Below are 18,960 nucleotides of genomic sequence, written 5' to 3' on the forward strand. Positions count from 1 at the left end.
TCTGGCCGCCCGTTCGCGGCGCAGGCTATTTCACCAGAGTTGCGAGATGGCAATTGGCCTACCGTTCATCAGCAAACCTGGTCAAAAACCGAACAAACTCCTCATCGAACACTCTGATCTGCGCGGGTGATCATTCATCCCCCTCCCTTTCCGCTTAACGTCCCGGAAGCAATAAAACAACCATGTGCATAAGCGCACAGGGGCGTTCTTTGCCCAAAAATTGGAGGACATTACATGTCTAGCCATTCGTTGCAGAGCGTCGAACGCCTGCAGAGCCGCATCCGCGCCCAGCGTCAGCCGCAACAGAAACCTTTCTGGCGCCGTCTGCTGGCCATCGCCTCATCCTCTCAGCGTAGTTGGCACGGAGGGATCGAGCTCAGGGGATACAAGGAACTATCCAACGCTACGCCGGTTGCCCCGGTCGTGGTCGGTAAAATCCAGCTGGCGATTCCGCTCGGGCGGGGTCGGCGGTTTGTCCAGCCTTGCGTGCAGCCGGGGCAGCATGTGCGCAAGGGCGAAGTGATCGGTATTGGCGACAACACCACCGCTTGGGTGCATGCCAGTACCTCCGGCATCGTGGACCGGATCGATCACGTCTTCGCGGCCGACTCGGCCGAGCCAGTCATGGCCGTCATCCTGAACGCAGATGGCCTGGACGAGTGGCTCGAACGCCCGGCACCGGGCCTGCCGCAAACGCCAGAGGCGCTGGTCGAGCGCGCATTGCAGATGGGCATAGTCGGCCTTGGTGGTGCGGGTTTCCCCACGGCCCTCAAGCTGGCCGACGCACAGCAGCCCGACCTGCTGCTGATCAACGGTGCCGAATGCGAGCCCTTCCTTACCTGCGATGACCGCCTCATGCGTGAAAATGCCGAAGCGTTGATCGAGGCCGCCGACTATGTCGCCGCGCTGCTGGGAATAACGGCAACCCGTTTCGGCATCGAAACCAACAAACCGGAGGCGATGGCCACGTTACGTGCCGCCGCACGCCAGGCGCGCACCCGGGTCGAGATTTGTCCACTTCCGGAGCGTTACCCAGCAGGTGGGCAGCCGTTGATGATCAAGAGCCTCAGTGGCCGCAACCTGGCCCCGGGGAGCCGCCCCGCCGATATCGGCGTCCTCGCCCTGAATGTCGCAACGCTCTACGCGCTGGGCCGGGCAGTCTTCCAGGACGAACCACTGACCAGCCGCGTGCTGACGCTGACAGGTGACTGCGAGCGCCCCGGCAATGTGCGGGTGCCGGTGGGTTACCCGGTCAGCGAACTGCGCGCGATTGCTGGCGCGTCCCCCACAGGGCAGTTGACCCAAGTCGGTGGCCCGATGATGGGGCAGCCGCTACCGGACGCCAACGCCTTCGTCAGCAAGACCAGCAGTTGCCTGATTTTCGGCGCCGAGCGCTACCTGCCGGCTGCTCGCCCCGCCAGCAGTTGCATTCGCTGCACGCGCTGCGTGGATGTCTGCCCGATGTCGCTGCGGCCGCTGGACCTCTACGCTGCCGCCGAGCGCCTGGACAAGACCAGCCTGCAGGAACTGCGCCTGGATGCCTGCATCGAATGCGGCAGCTGCAGCAGCATCTGCCCAAGCAATATCCCGCTGCGCGAACGCTTCCGCCAAAGCAAGACGGAGGTCCGCGCATGAGCCTGATACGCCACCCCATCCCGCAACGGCTGCGCACGGTGATGCTGCTGGTCGTCCTGTGCCTGCTGCCGGGCACCGTCCTGTATGCCTGGCAATTCGGCGTCGTGGTCTGGTTGCAAGTGTTCTGGTGCGTGCTGTTCGCCCTGGGCTTCGAAGCCGCCCTGCTGCGCCTGCGCGGGCATGACGTACGCAAGGGTTTGAGCGACTTCAGCTGGCTGGTGCTGGGCCTGATACTGGCTCGGGCATTGCCGCTGATGGTGCCGTTGTGGATGATCGCCCTGGCCAGTTTTGCTGCTCTGGCACTATGCAAGCACGCCAGTGGAGGCCTTGGTCGCAACCGTCTCAACCCTGCCATGGTTGGCCTGGGGGTCGTTGCCATCTGCTTCTATCAGCAGCTGTACCCCGCGCCATCGAACCATGCCCCCTGGACCGCAACCCTGGACGCCAAGGCGGTTCTGCTCCAACAACTACAGTTGGTGCCACGCCTGGAGCTCGATGCGTTCGCCGGCGCCACTCAACTGGCGCAGAACGAGTTCACCCATGTCACCCACAATCTGTCGGGGTTCGGCTACGTTGCCGGCGGTTTGCTGCTGGCTTCGCTGCGGGTGATCCGCATCGAGATTCCGCTGGCGATGATCGCGAGCACAGTATTGCTGTGCATGGCTGCCGGCCACAGCCTGCAGGAAGCCGTTTACAACCTCAGCCTCGGCGGCTATCTCTTCACCGCCTTCTTCATCGCCACCGATCCGGTCACCAGCCCCGATACCCGCGCCGGTCGCATCCTCTTCGGCGTGACCGTCGGCACGCTGACCGAGCTGATTCGCGAGTTCGGGCTTTACGCCGATGGCCTCTGCTTCGCCGTGCTGGCCGGCAACCTGCTGGTGCCGCAAATCGACCGGTTGGTGCTGCGCATGCAGCGGCCCTGGTACGCAGCAGCGAGTGCCTGACATGGCATTTGGCAATGAGCCTGGGCCTTGTTCTGGCCCGGCTCAGTGCCCTGCCGACGCCGGCCCCGCCTTGGCGGTAAAGGGCGGTTTGGCGAACCACACCAGCAGGATCAACCCGGCAAACACCCAGGTCATCAGGGTGAAGTAGTCCACCGTCGACATCATGTACGCCTGCCCGTTGAGTATCTGCTCCAGCTGCGCATAGCTCTGCGGGCTGGCCCCGCCCAGCTGCTCCAGGGTATGTCGCGTGGCCGGGTCGAACTGGCTGATGTGCTCGCTCAGGTAGGCATGGTGCTGGTCCGCCCGGCGAATCCAGATCCAGGTGGTCAGCGACGCCGCGAAACTGCCGCCCAAGGTACGCAGGAAGGTCGCCAGGCCCGAGCCATCGGCGATCTGCTGCGGTGGCAGGTCGGACAGCAGGATGCTCAAGGTCGGCATGAAGAACAGCGCAACGCCAATACCCATGAACAACTGCACCAGCGCCACATGCTGGAAGTCCACCTCGCTGGTGAACCCGGCACGCATGTAGCAGCTGCTGCCGATCGCCAGGAACGCCAGCCCGGCCAGCACACGCAGGTCGAAGCGGTGGGCGTACTTGCCCACGAACGGCGACATCAGCACCGGCAACAGGCCGATCGGCGCCACCGCCAGGCCGGCCCAGGTAGCGGTATAGCCCATCTGCGTCTGCAGCCACTGAGGCAGGATCAGGTTGATGCCGAAGAACCCGGCATAGCCCCCTACCAGCACGATGGTGCCCACGCGGAAGTTGCGGTGCGCGAACAGGCGCAGGTTGACCACCGGGTGACGGTCGGTCAGTTCCCAGATCACGAACACCGCCAGGAACACCAGCGAGACTAGGCTTCCGGCAATGATGAACGACGATTCGAACCAGTCCAGGTCGTTGCCTTTGTCCAGCACCACCTGCAAGGCGCCAACGCCGATGATCAGCGTCAGCAGGCCGATGTAGTCCATCGGCTGGCGGCTGGTGACCACCGGCCGGGTGCGCATCTGCTGGCGGACCACGGCGGCGGCGAACAGGCCGATGGGCACGTTGATGAAGAAGATCCAAGGCCAGCTGTAGCTGTCGGTTATCCAGCCGCCGAGAATCGGCCCGGCAATCGGCGCCACCACCGTGACCATCGCCAGCAGCGCCAGGGCCATGCCGCGCTTGGCCGGGGGATAGACGGCGATCAGCAAAGTCTGGGTCATCGGGTACAACGGCCCGGCCACCACACCCTGCAACACGCGAAAACCGACCAGCTCCGGCATCGACTGGGCAATACCGCACAGGAACGAGGCCAGCACGAACAGCAGCGTGGCCCAGATGAACAGCTTCACCTCGCCAAACCGTCGGCTGAGCCAACCGGTGAGCGGCAAGGCGATGGCGTTGCTCACCGCGAACGAGGTGATGACCCAGGTGCCCTGTTCGTAGCTCACCCCCAGGTTGCCGGAAATGGTCGGCAAGGCCACGTTGGCGATGGTGGTGTCGAGCACCTGCATGAACGTCGCCAGCGACAGGCCGATGGTGGTCAGCAGCAGGCTCGGCGGCGTGAACTGGGCAGCAGCGTTGTTGCTCATCGCTGGGCCGTCTTGCCGGTTGCGCTGTTTTCGTGGATCAGCCGGGCGATCAGGTTGTCGGCTTCGACCAGCTGGCGGTCATACACCTGGGTGATATAGCTGGCCTGCTGCGGTGGCTGTTGGGCCAAGGTCGGGCCGCTCTGGTCGTGCAGGTCGACCTCGACCACGGTGGACAGCCCGATACGCAGCGGGTGGTCCTTGAGCTGGTCGGGGCTGAGGTGGATGCGTACCGGCACGCGCTGGACGATCTTGATCCAGTTACCGGTGGCATTCTGCGCCGGCAACAGGGCGAAGGCGCTGCCGGTACCAGCGCCAAGGCTGTCGACCGTGCCGCTGTACCTGACCTCGCTGCCGTACAGGTCGGCGCTGATCTGCACCGGCTGGCCGATACGCATGTCGCGCAGCTGGGTTTCCTTGAAGTTGGCATCGATCCACACCTGGTCCAGCGGGATCACCGCCATGGTCGCGGTACCCGGTTGCAGGCGCTGGCCCAGCTGCACGGTACGCTTGGCAACGTAGCCGGTGACCGGTGCCACCAGGGTGGTGCGGGCATGGTCGAGGTAGGCCTGGCGCAGGTCGGCGGCGGCGGCCATCACCTCGGGGTGCGAGGACACCACGGTGTCGTCGACCAGTGCGCTGCTGGTGCTGAGCTGCTGGCGTGCACGGTTGACGGCGGCCTCGGCCACGCTCAGGTCGTCGCGGGCATGAGACAATTCTTCCGCAGCTATCGCGCCGCTGTCGGCCAGTACCTTGCGCCGGTTGAAGTCCTGGCGGGCCTTGCGCAGCTCGGCCTGGCGGGTTTCCAGCTGGGCCTTGAGCGCGTCGACGTTGCTGTACAACCCGCGCACCTGGCGCACGCTGCGCGCCAGCCTGGCTTCGGCGGCCTGCAAGGCCACCTGGCTGTCGGCCGGGTCGAATTGCAGCAATACCTGGCCGGCGTGGACCAGGTCGCCGTCATCGGCACCGATGCTGGTGACAGTGCCGGTGACCAGCGGGGTGATCTCTACCACGTTGCCGTTGACGTAGGCATCGTCGGTGCTTTCGTGCCAGCGCCCGACCAGGCTGTACCAGGCCCAGGCACCGACGCCGGCAAGGATCAGCAGCAACACCAGGCCAAGCAGCCAGGCCTTGCGCTTGCGCGACGGTTCGGGCGCGGCGGAGGGAGTCGGGGTGTCTGCGGGAGTGGCCATGGCAATACCTTGGATAATTCGTGACAGGGATCAACGATCGCCGAAGCGGCGGATCGTCAACGGGTCGCCGGCAGCGAGCAGGACCTTGGCCAGCAGGCCTTCCAGGGTCGCGAGCTCTTCGGGTGCCAGCACGCCGCACAGCTCGTTCATGGCCGCCGCGCCGATTTCCGGCAGGCGGTCAGCCAGGCGCTGGCCATCGGCGGTAAGCGCCAGGCGCACCTGGCGACGGTCGTCGGCGCAACGGTTGCGCACGATCAGTTCCTTCTGCTCGAGGCGGTCGAGCATGCGGGTCATCGATCCGCTGTCCAGGCCCAGGTACCGGCACAGCTCGGCCGGGGTGTCCACCTGGTACTGGGTGACGATGATCAGCACCTTGAACTGCGCGGCGGTGACGCCTTCGGATTCGAGGTGCCAGTCGAGAGTGCGGTCCTTCAGGATCGCCGCCCGGCCAAGCAGCATGCCGATGGCGCAGGTCTGGAAGTTTTCAGGGGAGAAATGGGCCATTGGAGGCTGCTCGGGTAATTGTGTAGAAATATTACTGCCTAGGCAGTGAATGTCAAAGCTTTGATTAGGTTGCTATGGAAAATTTCATGATGTTCCCCTTCTCTCGCCTGCCGAGGGAGGCTCTTGTGGGAGCGGCTTTAGCCGCGAACACCGGCGCAGCCGGTGCCATGCACCGCATTGGATTCTTCGCGGCTGAAGCCGCTCCCACAGGGTACGCGGACTGCTTGCGATTTCAGTTATCTACGCGACAACGCAGCCCAAAGGGCTGGGTCATCTCCCACAGGGAACTGTGACTGCTGTCACTGCCGCAATCGCAGGCCCAGTGCCTCCACCGCCCCGCAGGCAATGGCCATGCCCACCAACTCCGCCAGGCTATCGGCCTGCAACCGCTTCATCACCCGCCCCCGGTACAGGTCCACCGTCTTCACGCTGACGCCCAGCCGTTCGGCAATCTCGCGGTTGCTCAACCCTTGGGCCAACGGCACGAACACGTCGCGCTCGCGTGGGGTCAGGCCATCGATGCGCGCCTGCACCCGGGCCAGCGCCTGGTCGTCCTGGCGTGCCCGCCCGGCGCTTTCCAACGCGGCCTGCACGCTGTCGAGCAGCAACTGGTCGTTGTAGGGTTTCTCGATGAAGTCGCAGGCGCCGGCCTTGAATGCCCGCACCACGATCGGCACATCGGCATGGCCGCTGACGAAGATCACCGGCAAACCCAGGCCACGCTCGCGCATCGCCTGCTGCACCGCCAACCCGCCCAGCCCCGGCATGCGCACATCCAGCAGCACACAGGCCGGCCCATCGTCGACGCAGGCGTCGAGAAACGCCTGCCCGCCGGCGAACGGCAAGGCCTGCAAACCCACCGACTGCAACAGCCAAACCGTCGAATCCCGCATACCTTGGTCGTCATCGACCACATACACTTTCGCTTGCACCGCCATCTCCCCTTACCCCCTGCTGACCGCCAGGCGGCAGCACAGTACCAGTCCGCCATTGTCACCGGCTCGCGCCCACAGGCTACCGCCAAAACCTTCGATCAGGCTGCGGCTCATGCTCAGGCCCAGGCCCAGGCCGTCGGCCTTGCTGGTGGTGAACGGCGTGAAGATTTCATCCAGGCGCTCGGGCGCCACGCCCGGGCCCTGGTCGGCCACCTCGACCAGCACGCCATCACCATCGCGCGCAGCGCCCAGCAGGATACGTGACGGCCGCTCGCCATGCTGCTCGCGGTTGGCATCGATGGCGTTGCGCAACAGGTTCAACAGCACCTGCTCCAGCAGTACCCGGTCGGCATACACCAAGGGCAGCTGCGCGCTCATGCGCAACTCGACCACCACCTGGTCACGCGCAGCTTCCCAGGCGCACAGGCGCATGGCTTCGCCAGCCACCTCGGCCACGTCCAGCGCCTGCAGGCGGCGCGGCCCCTTGCGCAGGAAGGCGCGCAGGCGGCGGATCACTTCGGCGGCATGGGTGGCCTGTTCGCTGATGCGCAGCAGGCCCTGCCCCACCCGCTCGCGGGCCTGCGGGTCGCGCTCCAGGCCCTGCAGGTAACGCTGGCTGGCGTTGGCATAGTTGACCACCGCGGCCAAAGGCTGGTTGATCTCGTGGGCAATGCCCGAAGCCAGCTCGCCCAAGGTGGCCAGCCGGGCACTGTGCGCCAGGCTTTCCTGGGCCTCGATGCGCAGGGTGATGTCGCGGGACACGCTGACCACCTCCACCACCGCGCCGGTGTAGGTTTCACGGATGGCCCGGCTGGCGATTTCGAACCAGCGGTAGCCGCCTGCGGCCTGGCGCACCCGGCAGGTCATGGTGTGGTAGCCGTCCTGGTCCAGGGCGGCGGCGGCCTGGCGCAGCACCTGGCGGCGCTCGCGCGGGTGCAGCAGGGTATGCACGGCCATGCCGCGCAGCTGCTCGGGCCACAGGCCTAGCAGGCGGAATGCCGCCGGCGAGGCATCGAGGAAACGGCCGTCGGGGCTGTGCCGAGAGATCAGGTCGGTGGTGTTCTCGATGATCAGCCGGTACAGGCGCCGGGCGCGGCTGGCCTCGCGGGCGCCATGGCGCTCGTCGCTGGCGTCGCGGCCACGCGCCAGCACCTGCTGGCCCTGGTCGTCAGGGATGAAGCTCCACAGCACGATGCGTTCACCAACCTGCACCTCGACATCGGCGATCGCCCGGCGCTGGCGCAGGCAGGCGCGCACCAGGGCGGCGCAGTTGCCCGGCAGCCAGCTGGCCAGTGCCGGGCCTTCATCGACCCAGGCCTGCAGCGCCGGGTTGAGTGCCAGCGGCCTGGCGTCGCCGGCCAGCATCAGGCTGGGTTGCGGGTCCTTGGCGAGCAAGGGATAGGCAGTGTTGTCCACGGTAGGCGGCTCGTTGTTATAGTAGTTTTACTATATTGCTATAGTCGATATTCCTAATACCATAGCGACTCGCGTAAAACTGCGACAAGGGGAGCGGCCCACCGTCCGCCTCCCTGCACCCTGAACAGAGCTAACAATCAGCCACCGGGGGTCAAGCGCACAGGTTGTGCCTGCCTCCTCTACAGGATTACCGCATGTCGATCTATGCCCAGGGCCTGATGCCCGCTGCCGTCAACCATGTCGCCCTCACCCCGCTGAGTTTCATCGAACGCACCGCTGCCGTATATGGCGATTATCCGGCGGTGATCCACGGTGCCATCCGCCGTAACTGGCAGCAGACCTACCAACGCTGTCGGCGCCTGGCCAGCGCGTTGGTGGGCCGGGGCATCGGCCGTGGCGACACCGTGGCGGTGATGTTGCCCAACATTCCGGCCATGCTCGAAGCCCATTTTGGCGTGCCCATGACCGGTGCCGTGCTCAATACCCTGAACGTACGCCTGGACGCCGAGGCCATCGCCTTCATGCTGCAGCATGGCGAGGCCAAGGTGCTGATCACCGACCGCGAGTTCCACACCGTCATCGAGGCGGCCCTGGCCTTGGTCGAGCACCCGCCATTGGTGGTGGATGTGGATGACCCGGAGTACGGCGAAGGCCGTGCGGTCAGCGAACTGGATTATGAAGCGTTCCTAGCCGAAGGCGACCCGGACTTTGCCTGGGAATGGCCCGATGACGAGTGGCAGGCGATCTCGCTCAACTACACCTCCGGCACCACCGGCAACCCCAAGGGCGTGGTCTACCACCACCGTGGCGCTTACCTGAACGCCCTGGGCAACCAGATGGTCTGGGGCATGGGCCATCGCCCGGTGTACCTGTGGACCCTGCCGATGTTCCACTGCAATGGCTGGTGCTACCCATGGACCATCACCGCGCTGGCCGGCACCCATGTGTTCCTGCGCCGGGTCGACCCGCAGAAGATCCTGACCCTGATCCGCGAGCACCGGGTCAGCCACCTGTGCGGCGCGCCGATCGTGCTCAACGCCCTGGTCAACATGCCCGAGGCGGCCAAGGCGGCCATCGAGCACCCGGTGCAGGCCATGGTCGCCGGCGCCGCGCCACCCGCCAAGGTCATCGGCGCCGTGGAAGAGATGGGCATCCAGGTCACCCACACCTACGGCCTGACCGAAGTCTACGGCCCGGTGACCGTGTGTGCCTGGCATGACGAATGGGATGACCTGTCGCTGGAAGAGCGGGCACGGATCAAGTCCCGCCAGGGCGTGCGCTACCCGACCCTCGACGGCCTGATGGTCGCCGACCCGCAAACCCTCGAGCCGGTACCGCGCGACGGCAACACCCTGGGCGAGATCTTCATGCGTGGCAACACGGTGATGAAGGGCTACCTGAAGAACCCCGAGGCTACCGCCGAAGCCTTCCGTGGCGGCTGGTTCCATACCGGTGACCTGGCTGTGTGGCATACCGACGGCTATGTCGAGATCAAGGACCGGCTCAAGGACATCATCATTTCCGGTGGCGAGAACATTTCCACCATCGAGGTCGAAGACGCCCTGTACAAGCACCCGGCGGTGCTGGAGGCCGCGGTGGTGGCACGCCCGGATGAAAAGTGGGGAGAAACCCCGTGCGCCTTCGTTGCGCTCAAGCCGGGCCGCGAAGACACCCGCGAAGCCGACATCACCAGCTGGTGCCGCGAGCACCTGGCCGGGTTCAAGGTGCCGAAGACCGTGGTGTTCGGCGAACTGCCCAAGACCTCCACCGGCAAGATCCAGAAGTACGTGCTGCGCGACCGGGCCAAAGCCCTCTGAACCCGTAGCGGCCTCTTCGCGGGTAAACCCGCTCCCACAGGTACAGCAATGTGCTCAGGTTTGGCGCGATCCCTGTGGGAGCGGGTTTACCCGCGAAGAGGCCAGCCCAGATTTCCCACTTCTCAAGAGCTACCGATGACTACCTACTCCGCCCCCCTGCGCGACATGCGCTTCGTCCTGCATGACGTGTTCAACGCCCCGGCCCTGTGGGCCCGCCTGCCCGCCCTGGCCGAGCGCATCGACGCCGATACCGCCGATGCCATCCTCGAGGAAGCAGCCAAAGTCACCGGCCAGCTGATTGCCCCGCTCAGCCGCAACGGTGACGAGCAAGGCGTGCGCTTCGCCGCTGGTGAAGTCACTACACCCGACGGCTTCCGCGAGGCCTGGCACACCTACCGTGAAGGCGGTTGGGTCGGCCTCGGCGGCAATCCTGAACATGGCGGCATGGGCATGCCGAAAATGCTCGGTGTGCTGTTCGAAGAAATGCTCTACGCCGCCGACTGCAGCTTCAGCCTGTATTCGGCATTGAGCGCCGGCAGCTGCCTGGCGATCGATGCCCACGCCAGCGAAACACTCAAGGCCACCTACCTGCCGCCCCTGTACGAAGGCCGCTGGGCTGGCACCATGTGCCTCACCGAACCCCATGCCGGCACCGACCTTGGGCTGATCCGCAGCCGCGCCGAGCCCCAGGCCGATGGCAGCTATCGCATCAGCGGCAGCAAGATCTTCATCACCGGCGGCGAACAGGACCTGACCGAGAACATCGTCCACCTGGTGCTGGCCAAGCTGCCGGATGCGCCCACCGGCGCCAAGGGCATCTCGCTGTTCCTGGTGCCCAAGTACCTGGTCGAGGCCGATGGCCGCCTGGGGGCGCGCAACGCCGCCCATTGCGGCTCGATCGAACACAAGATGGGCATCAAGGCCTCGGCCACCTGTGTGATGAACTTCGATGGTGCCGTCGGCTACCTGGTCGGCGAGCCGAACAAGGGCCTGGCGGCGATGTTCACCATGATGAACTACGAGCGCCTGTCCATCGGCATCCAGGGCATCGGTTGTGCCGAGGCGTCCTACCAGAGCGCCGCCCGCTACGCCAACGAGCGCCTGCAAAGCCGCGCCGCCAGCGGCCCGCAGGCACAGGACAAGGTTGCCGACCCGATCATTCACCATGGCGATGTGCGGCGCATGTTGCTGACCATGCGCACCCTCACCGAAGGTGGCCGGGCGTTTGCCGCCTACGTCGGCCAGCAGCTGGACCTGGCACGCTACGCCGAAGACGCCGGCGAGCGCGAACATGCGCAACGCCTGGTGGCGCTGCTGACGCCGGTGGCCAAGGCGTTCTTCACCGACAACGGCCTGGAAAGCTGTGTGCTCGGCCAGCAGGTGTATGGCGGCCATGGCTACATTCGCGAATGGGGCCAGGAGCAGCGGGTGCGCGATGTGCGCATCGCGCAGATCTATGAAGGCACCAACGGCATCCAGGCCCTCGACCTGCTCGGGCGCAAGGTGCTGGCCGACGGTGGCCAGGCGCTGGCCGGCTTTGCCGCCGAGGTGCGGGCCTTCAGCGTTGATGCGCCGCTGCACCGTGAAGCCCTGCAAGCGAGCCTGGCGCGGCTGGAAGCGACCAGCGCCTGGCTGCGGGCGCGGGCCGGCGAGGATGCAAACCTGGTCAGCGCGGTGGCGGTGGAATACCTGCAGCTGTTCGGGCTGACTGCGTACGCCTACATGTGGGCGCGGATGGCGGCGGTGGCGTTGGCCAGGCGTGACGAGGATGCCGCGTTTCATGGGGCCAAGCTTGCGTGTGCGGAGTTCTTCTTCCAGCGGGTCTTGCCGCGCGGGTTGGGGCTGGAGGCCAGTATCCGGGCGGGTAGTGGCAGCCTTTATGGTTTGGAGGCGGAGCAGTTCTGATGAGCCGCTGGGGGCGCTGTGCGCCCCTTTCGCGACACAAGGCCGCTCCCACAGGCATCCCACCAACCCATCGGGCAGCGCTGCACCTGTGGGAGCGGCCTTGTGTCGCGAAAGGGCTGCGCAGCAGCCCCAACGATTTCAGCCTGAATTTACCTGCGCGAAGGGTTCTCAAACGCTGAAAAACCATCACCAATCCGACGAAAACCGGCACAACTGATAGTCATTCGCCATTACCTCGGTTCTCGGGAGCCCTCCCACAAGGGTAGAATGCGCAAAACCCGGAGCCGCAATGAACCACGACCGCCTCAATTCCAGCCCAGACGATGCCATCACCGACGCCGCCGCGCACTGGTGCATGCGCCTGCACGCCGAAGATTGCTCGGTGGCCGAGCGCGAGGCGTTCGCCCGCTGGCTGGCGGCCGACCCGCGGCATGCCGAGGAATACCAGGCGATGCTGGAAATCTGGCAAACCGCCGACCTGCTGCCGCGCAATGCCACCGTCATCGACTTCAACCCGCCGCTGCAAAAGGCTGCGCGCCAGCGCAACTGGCGGCCGCTGGCATCCGCCGCCGCGATCGCCCTGGCAGTGCTGCCGCTGGCCGGCTGGGTGGGCTGGGAACAAGGCTGGCTGCCCAATCGCTACCAGCACTTCGAAGCCGGCGCGCACATGCAGACCGTGCAGCTAAGCGACGGCAGCACGGTGCAGCTCAACCTCAACACCGAGCTCACCTACCTCAACTACAAGGACCAGCGCCAGGTCACGCTCAAGCGTGGCGAGGCGTTCTTCAAGGTGCAGCACGACAGCAGCCACCCGTTCATCGTGCATGCCGGTCGTGGCCAGACCCGCGTCACCGGCACCCAGTTCAACGTGTGGAAGTACCAGGACCAGGTCAAGGTCACCCTGGTGGAAGGTTCGGTACTGGTATCCAGCGACGGCAGCACCGGTGGCTACCGCCTGGGCCCTGGTATGCAGGCCAGCTATCACAAGGGCGACTTCGAGCCGCAACTGGAGCAGAGCGAGGACTACGGCAACAGCCTGGCCTGGCGCGACGGCAAGCTGGTGCTCGACAACCTGAGCCTGGAACAGGCCCTGCCGATAATCAACCGCTACCTCGACGCACCGCTGCTGCTGGCCGACGCCAGCACCGGCCGCATCCGCATCAGCGGTATCTACAACACCCGTGAGGTGGGGCGCCTGGTCAACAACCTGCCCAAGGTGCTGCCGGTCTACCTGACCCGCAGCAAGGACGGCAGCACCGTGCTCAACCGCATCTCGCCACCGCCCGACAAGGGCTGACGCCCTCCCCGTCTTACAGCGTCATCGCCGCCAACCAGCCGAACGCCAGCAGTGGCAGGTTGTAGTGGATGAAGGTAGGCACCACGGTGTCCCAGATATGGTGGTGCTGGCCATCCACGTTCAACCCCGAGGTCGGGCCCAGGGTCGAGTCCGAGGCAGGCGAGCCCGCGTCGCCCAGGGCACCGGCGGTACCAACGATGCACACGGTGGCCAGCGGGTCGAAGCCCAGCTGCACGCACAGCGGCACGAAGATCGCGGCCAGGATCGGCACGGTGGAGAACGACGAGCCGATGCCCATGGTCACCAGCAGGCCCACCAGCAGCATCAGCAAGGCACCGACGCCCTTGCTGTGGTCGATCCACTGCGCCGAGGTTTCCACCAGGCTGTTCACCTCACCGGTGGCCTTCATCACGTCGGCAAAGCCTGAGGCGGCAATCATGATGAAGCCGATCATGGCCATCATCTTCATGCCTTCGGTGAACAGGTCGTCAGTGTCCTTCCAGCGCACGATGCCCGACAGCGAGAAGATCAGGAAGCCGACCATGGCGCCGATGATCATCGAGTCCAGCCACAACTGGACGATGAACGCCGAGGCAATCGCCAGCCCGGCCACCAGCAGGGTCAGCGGGTTGTACTGCACGCTCACCTGCTCCACCTGCTCGATGCGCGCCAGGTCGTAGTCACGCTTCTTGCGGTAGCTGACGAATACCGCCAGCAACAGGCCAGCCAGCATGCCAGCGGCCGGGATGGCCATGGCGTGGGTGACATTCACGCCACTCACGTCGACACCCGCGCGGGCGACGTTGGCCAGCAGGATTTCGTTGAGGAAGATGTTGCCAAAGCCCACCGGCAGGAACATGTACGGGGTGATCAGGCCAAAGGTGATCACGCAGGCGATCAGCCGACGGTCGATGCGCAGGCGGGTCAGCACGTACAGCAGCGGTGGCACCAGCAAGGGGATGAAGGCGATGTGGATAGGCAGGATGTTCTGCGACGACACTGCCACCACCAGCATCAGGCCCACCAGCAACCATTTGACCTTGCCGCCACTGGCATGGCCCTGGCGGTCGATCATGGCCAGGGCGCGGTCGGCCAGGGCATGGGCCAGGCCGGACTTGGCGATGGCCACGGCAAAGGCGCCCAGCAGTGCATAGGACAGGGCTACCGTGGCCCCGCCGCCGAGGCCGCCGTTGAAGGCCTTGAGCGTACCTTCGATGCCCAGGCCCCCCACCAGCCCACCGGCCAGGGCCCCGACGATCAGGGCGATGACCACGTGCACGCGGGACAGGCTGAGTATCAGCATGATGCCGACCGCGGCGATCACTGCATTCATGGTTGGCTTACCTCATTGCGACAGAAAAAAAGCGCGCACTCTGAAGCAGTGGGCAGCAGATGTCAAAAGCGCCATGTTGCGGCGGATTACCAACGCCCCGCGCGGCCTGCGGATTAAATTGAACGTTTGAATAAAGAAAAGCCCGCGCCAGCCGACACATTCGTCAGCCACACTCTTATTACAAGGGACCCACCCCATGCCTTTGCGACAACTTTCCATCCAGTGGAAGATCACCCTGCTCGCCGGTCTCTGCCTGGCCGGCATCGTCACCCTGCTCGTCGGCCTGTCGCTGTATCGCATGGACCACAGCTCGGACCTGGTCAAGGCCAGCAGCATGCAGATGCTGACCGAGTCGGCGCAGTCGCGCATCGAGTCGCAGGGCGAGGTGCAGGCGCTGAACATCCGCCGCCAGTTCATGGACGCCTACCAATACGGCGCCGGTTTCGCCCGCCAGGTGCTGTTCCTGCGCGAGCAGGCGGAAAAGCGCTTTCTCGATGCCTTCGACCTGCGCGAGGACATGACCCGCCAGGTGCGCGCCGCCCTGCAGGCCAACCCTGAGCTGCTCGGCCTGTCGCTGGTATTCGAGCCCAACGCCCTGGACAACAAGGACAGCCTGTTCGCCGGCAAGGCAGAACTGGGCAGCAACGAAACCGGGCGCTTCGCCCTGTACTGGTCGCAGCCGCGTGTCGGCCAGCTGACGGCCATGGCCCTGCCCGAACATGACATGGCCAACACCGAGATCGGCCCCAGCGGCCAGCCAGCCAATACCTGGTGGGTGTGCCCGCGCACATCCGGCAAGGTGTGCGTGGTGGAGCCCTACTTCTACGACATCGATGGCCAGCAGGTGCTGATGACCAGCATCGTCTTCCCGCTGGCAGTCGACGGCAAGGTGATCGCCACCCTGTCCATCGACATCAACCTCAACAGCCTGCAGGCCCTGAGCCAGGAGGCCAGCCGCAGCCTGTACGAAGGCCGCACCACGGTCGGCATCCTCAGCCCGGTCGGCCTGCTGGCCGGCTACAGCGCCGACGCCAGCAAGCTGGCCCAGCGCTTCGACCAGGTCGACACCGCCAAGGGTGCTGAACTGGTGCGCAAGCTGGCCGACGGCAAGATGACCATCGTGCACGACCAGCAGCGCCTGAAGGTGCTGGCCGCCTTCCAGCCGATTCCGGATGCCCAGCCTTGGGGCGTGCTGCTGGATGTGCCGGAAAACGCCCTGACCGGGCCGGCCGAAGCGCTGAAACAGGAACTGGACGCGCTGAACACCAGCGGCACCCTGCTGGAACTTGGCCTGGGCCTGGCGGCGGCGATTGCCGGCCTGCTGATGGTGTGGCTGATGGCCCGCGGCGTTACCCGGCCGATCCTCGGCGTGGCAAGCATGCTCAAGGACATTGCCAGCGGCGAAGGTGACCTGACCCGCCGCCTGACCTACCAGAAGCAGGACGAACTGGGCGAACTGGCCGGCTGGTTCAACCGCTTCCTCGACAAGCTGCAGCCGACCATCGCCGAGGTAAAACGCTCGGTACAGGCCGCCCGGGGCACCGCCGACCAGTCTTCGGCAATTGCCACCCAGACCAGCGCCGGCATGGAGCAGCAGTACCGCCAGGTCGACCAGGTGGCCACTGCCTCGCACGAGATGAGTGCCACCGCCCAGGACGTCGCCCGCAGCGCCGCCCAGGCCGCGCAGGCCGCCCGCGATGCCGACCAGGCCACCCGCGAAGGCCTGGCGGTGATCGACCGCACCACCCACAGCATCGATGCCCTGGCTGCCGACATGAGCAACGCCATGAGCGAAGTGGAGGGCCTGGCGCAGAACAGCGAGAAGATCGGTTCGGTGCTGGAGGTGATCCGCTCGATCGCCGAACAGACCAACTTGCTGGCGCTCAACGCCGCCATCGAGGCGGCCCGCGCCGGTGAAGCCGGCCGTGGCTTTGCCGTGGTCGCGGACGAGGTACGCAACCTGGCCCAGCGTACCCAGGAATCGGTGGAAGAAACGCGCCAGGTGATCGAGGCCTTGCAGAACGGCACTCGCGAGGTGGTCGGGGCCATGGACAACAGCCACCGCCAGGCCCAGAGCGGCGTGCAGCAGGTTGGCCAGGCAGTCACCGCGCTGCAGCGCATCGGCCAGGCAGTGACGGTGATCACCGACATGAACCTGCAGATCGCCTCGGCCGCCGAGGAGCAAAGCGCAGTGGCGGAGGAAATCAACAGCAACGTGGCAACCATCCGTGATGTCACCGAATCGCTGTCGGGGCAGGCCAACGAGTCGGCGCGGGTAAGCCAGTCGCTGAACAGCCTGGCCAACCAGCAACAGGCGCTGATGGACCAGTTCCGCGTCTAAGTCACTTGCAGGCCGCTGCCAATCGCGTGCAGCGGCCTTCCTGCCGGGCCTGGAGCCGGTCGTCTACACTTGCGGCAACTCAGTAGCGCCACTCCAAGAGGCCCCATGAAAAAGATTCCAACGTTGCTGGCCGGCCTGCTGCTCGCCGTCGGCCTGGCCAGCACCGACAGCGCCGCCTCGGCAGAACGCACCGCGCCCATCCACTTTGGCGCCATCGGCTGGGAAAGCGGTGCCCTCACCACCGAGATCCTGCGGCTGATCGTGGAGCGTGGCTACGGCTACACCACCGACACCCTGCCCGGCAGCACCGTCAGCATGGAAGTGGCCCTGGCGCGCAACGACCTGCAAGTAATCGCCGAGGAATGGGCCGGGCGCAGCCCAGCCTGGGTCAAGGCAGAACAGGCCGGCCAGGTGTTTGCCTTGGGCGACACGGTCAAGAACGCCGAAGAAGGCTGGTGGGTGCCGGCCTACGTGATCGAGGGCGATGACGCGCGCAAACTGAAACCCGTAGCGCCGCAATTGCGCAGCGTCGAGGACCTCAAGCGTTACCCGCAGGTGTTCCGCGACCCCGAGTCACCCGGTAAAGGGCGCTTTCTGAATAGCCCCAGCGGGTGGACATCCGAAACCGTCAACAGCCAGAAACTCAAGGCCTACGGGCTGAATGATCTCTATACCAACTTCCGCAGTGGCTCCGGGGCTGCAATGGATGCCGAAATCGGCTCGGCCATCCGCCGTGGCCAACCGGTGCTGTTCTACTACTGGAACCCGACCCCTTTGATGGGGCGTTACAAGCTCATACGCCTGCAAGAGCCGCCGTTCGATGCCCAGGCCTGGGCCACCCTCACCGATGTCGGCAACCCCGAGCCCAAGGGCAGCAGCTCGCTGCCGGCCAAATTGTCGATTGGCGTGTCCAAGGCCTTTCGCGAAGGCTACCCGGAACTGGTGAGCATGTTCGAGCGGGTCGACCTGCCCATCGACCGACTGAACAAGGCACTGGCCGACATGAGCGAAAAGCGAACGCCGCCCCGCGACGCTGCCCTCACCTTCCTGCGCAATAACCGCGAGGTGTGGAAAGCCTGGTTGCCTGCGGACATTGCCACCAAGGTCGAGGCCAGCCTGTGAGCGGCGGCTTCCCCGAGGCCCTGCAATTCTCCTTTGCCGACAGCGTCAACCGCCTGGTCGACTGGCTGGTACTGCATTACGGCGATCACCTGCGCAGCGTCTCGGACCAGTTGCTGCAACTGCTGGTCGGCCTGGAAACCCTGCTGCGCCTGATGCCGTGGTGGCTGCTGCTGTTGCTGATCGGCCTGCTGGCCTGGCACGCCAGCCGCAGCGTGCTGCGCAGCGCGGTACTGGTGGCGCTGCTGGCCCTGATCGGCATGCTCGGGTTGTGGGACAAACTGCTGCAGACCATGGCGTTGGTGCTGGTCAGTACCGGCCTCTGCGTGCTGGTGGGCGTGCCGCTGGGCATCCTGCTGGCTGCCCGGCCACTGGCGAAGCGCTTGCTGTTGCCGGTACTGGATGTGATGCAGACCTTGCCGGCCTTCGTTTACCTGATCCCGGTGCTGATGCTGTTCGGCCTGGGCAAGGTGCCCGCCGTGTTCGCCACACTGATCTATGCCCTGCCACCGCTGGTGCGGCTGACCGAACTGGGCCTGAGCCAGATCGACCCTTCGCTGCTGCAAGCCGCCCATGGCCTGGGGGCCAGCCGCTGGCAGCGGTTGCGGCGCATCGCCCTGCCGCTGGCGCTGCCGAGCATCATGGCCGGGCTCAACCAGTCGGTGATGATGGCCCTGTCGATGGTGGTGGTGGCTTCGATGATTGGTGCCCGCGGGCTGGGCGAGGATGTGCTGTCAGGGATCCAGACGCTGAATGTCGGCCAAGGCGTCGAGGCCGGGCTGGCGATCGTCGCCCTGGCCATGGTGATCGATCGGATCAGCCAGGCCTATGGGCGTGGTGGGCGCTGAGAAATACTGCCTCTACCAGCCTCGACTCGCTGTAGGAGCAGCCTTGTGCTGCGAAAGGGCCGGGCCTGACAATGCATCTCTGTCAGCTTGAAACC

At 65.5% G+C, this 18,960-nt stretch carries 14 protein-coding genes; 8 read left to right on the plus strand and 6 right to left on the minus strand.

Features of this window, described 5'->3' with window-relative positions:
- The first annotated feature begins 234 nt into the window (after window positions 1-234).
- Both rsxC and KDB76_RS17225 read left to right on the plus strand, forming a co-directional pair.
- A complete protein-coding gene (gene rsxC / locus KDB76_RS17220; protein ID WP_038409751.1) occupies window positions 235-1,635 on the plus strand; it encodes an electron transport complex subunit RsxC in 1,401 nt (466 codons plus the stop codon).
- Window positions 1,632-2,582 (plus strand): RnfABCDGE type electron transport complex subunit D, encoded by a 951-nt coding sequence (locus tag KDB76_RS17225; protein ID WP_013972941.1) that lies wholly within the window; start codon window positions 1,632-1,634, stop codon window positions 2,580-2,582. The genes rsxC and KDB76_RS17225 overlap by 4 nt, the downstream gene beginning before the upstream one ends.
- A gap of 42 nt (window positions 2,583-2,624) precedes the next feature.
- Here KDB76_RS17225 and KDB76_RS17230 read toward each other — a convergent pair whose 3' ends face one another.
- From KDB76_RS17230 to KDB76_RS17250, 5 genes are all read right to left on the minus strand, one after another.
- The gene (locus KDB76_RS17230) at window positions 2,625-4,160 is read right to left on the minus strand and encodes a DHA2 family efflux MFS transporter permease subunit (protein ID WP_013972942.1); all 1,536 of its coding nucleotides are present in this window, start codon (window positions 4,158-4,160) and stop codon (window positions 2,625-2,627) included.
- Window positions 4,157-5,350 carry an HlyD family efflux transporter periplasmic adaptor subunit gene (locus tag KDB76_RS17235; RefSeq protein WP_024087263.1) on the minus strand — a complete coding sequence of 398 codons (1,194 nt, stop codon included), beginning with the start codon at window positions 5,348-5,350 and terminating at the stop codon, window positions 4,157-4,159. The genes KDB76_RS17230 and KDB76_RS17235 overlap by 4 nt, the downstream gene beginning before the upstream one ends.
- Window positions 5,351-5,380: 30 nt before the next feature.
- On the minus strand, window positions 5,381-5,854 hold the full coding sequence (locus KDB76_RS17240; protein WP_013972944.1) for a MarR family transcriptional regulator: 474 nt from the start codon (window positions 5,852-5,854) through the stop codon (window positions 5,381-5,383).
- A 299-nt stretch (window positions 5,855-6,153) separates the two neighbouring features.
- The gene (locus KDB76_RS17245; protein ID WP_013972945.1) at window positions 6,154-6,792 is read right to left on the minus strand and encodes a response regulator; all 639 of its coding nucleotides are present in this window, start codon (window positions 6,790-6,792) and stop codon (window positions 6,154-6,156) included.
- Window positions 6,793-6,798: 6 nt separating this feature from the next.
- On the minus strand, window positions 6,799-8,205 hold the full coding sequence (locus KDB76_RS17250; protein ID WP_024087266.1) for an ATP-binding protein: 1,407 nt from the start codon (window positions 8,203-8,205) through the stop codon (window positions 6,799-6,801).
- A 194-nt stretch (window positions 8,206-8,399) separates the two neighbouring features.
- Between KDB76_RS17250 and KDB76_RS17255 the strand changes: the two genes are divergently transcribed.
- The 3 genes from KDB76_RS17255 (at window position 8,400) to KDB76_RS17265 (ending at window position 13,224) form a co-directional block, all read left to right on the plus strand.
- Window positions 8,400-10,022: an acyl-CoA synthetase gene (locus KDB76_RS17255; RefSeq protein WP_038409753.1), complete on the plus strand. Its 1,623-nt coding sequence runs from the start codon at window positions 8,400-8,402 to the stop codon at window positions 10,020-10,022.
- 135 nt (window positions 10,023-10,157) lie between these two features.
- Complete coding sequence (locus tag KDB76_RS17260) at window positions 10,158-11,927, plus strand: acyl-CoA dehydrogenase C-terminal domain-containing protein (RefSeq protein ID WP_038409754.1); 1,770 nt, start codon at window positions 10,158-10,160, stop codon at window positions 11,925-11,927.
- 289 nt (window positions 11,928-12,216) lie between these two features.
- Window positions 12,217-13,224, plus strand: a complete 1,008-nt coding sequence (locus KDB76_RS17265) for a FecR family protein (RefSeq protein WP_024087268.1) — start codon at window positions 12,217-12,219, stop codon at window positions 13,222-13,224.
- A 13-nt stretch (window positions 13,225-13,237) separates the two neighbouring features.
- On the opposite strand, the gene KDB76_RS17270 is transcribed toward KDB76_RS17265, so the two are convergent.
- Entirely contained in the window at window positions 13,238-14,557 is a 1,320-nt protein-coding gene (locus KDB76_RS17270; RefSeq protein WP_013972950.1) for a Na+/H+ antiporter family protein, read from the minus strand.
- Between the two features lie 196 nt (window positions 14,558-14,753).
- Here KDB76_RS17270 and KDB76_RS17275 point away from each other — a divergent pair, with 196 nt between their 5' ends.
- From KDB76_RS17275 to KDB76_RS17285, 3 genes are all read left to right on the plus strand, one after another.
- Window positions 14,754-16,898: a methyl-accepting chemotaxis protein gene (locus KDB76_RS17275; RefSeq protein ID WP_013972951.1), complete on the plus strand. Its 2,145-nt coding sequence runs from the start codon at window positions 14,754-14,756 to the stop codon at window positions 16,896-16,898.
- Window positions 16,899-17,003: 105 nt separating this feature from the next.
- Window positions 17,004-18,020, plus strand: coding sequence for an ABC transporter substrate-binding protein (locus tag KDB76_RS17280; RefSeq protein WP_038409755.1), 1,017 nt, complete (start codon window positions 17,004-17,006; stop codon window positions 18,018-18,020).
- Window positions 18,017-18,865 (plus strand): ABC transporter permease subunit, encoded by an 849-nt coding sequence (locus KDB76_RS17285; protein WP_003260645.1) that lies wholly within the window; start codon window positions 18,017-18,019, stop codon window positions 18,863-18,865. The genes KDB76_RS17280 and KDB76_RS17285 overlap by 4 nt, the downstream gene beginning before the upstream one ends.
- The last annotated feature ends 95 nt before the right edge of the window (window positions 18,866-18,960 follow it).

It is taken from the genome of Pseudomonas sp. JS425 (assembly GCF_018223845.1).
Lineage (GTDB): Bacteria > Pseudomonadota > Gammaproteobacteria > Pseudomonadales > Pseudomonadaceae > Aquipseudomonas > Aquipseudomonas asiatica.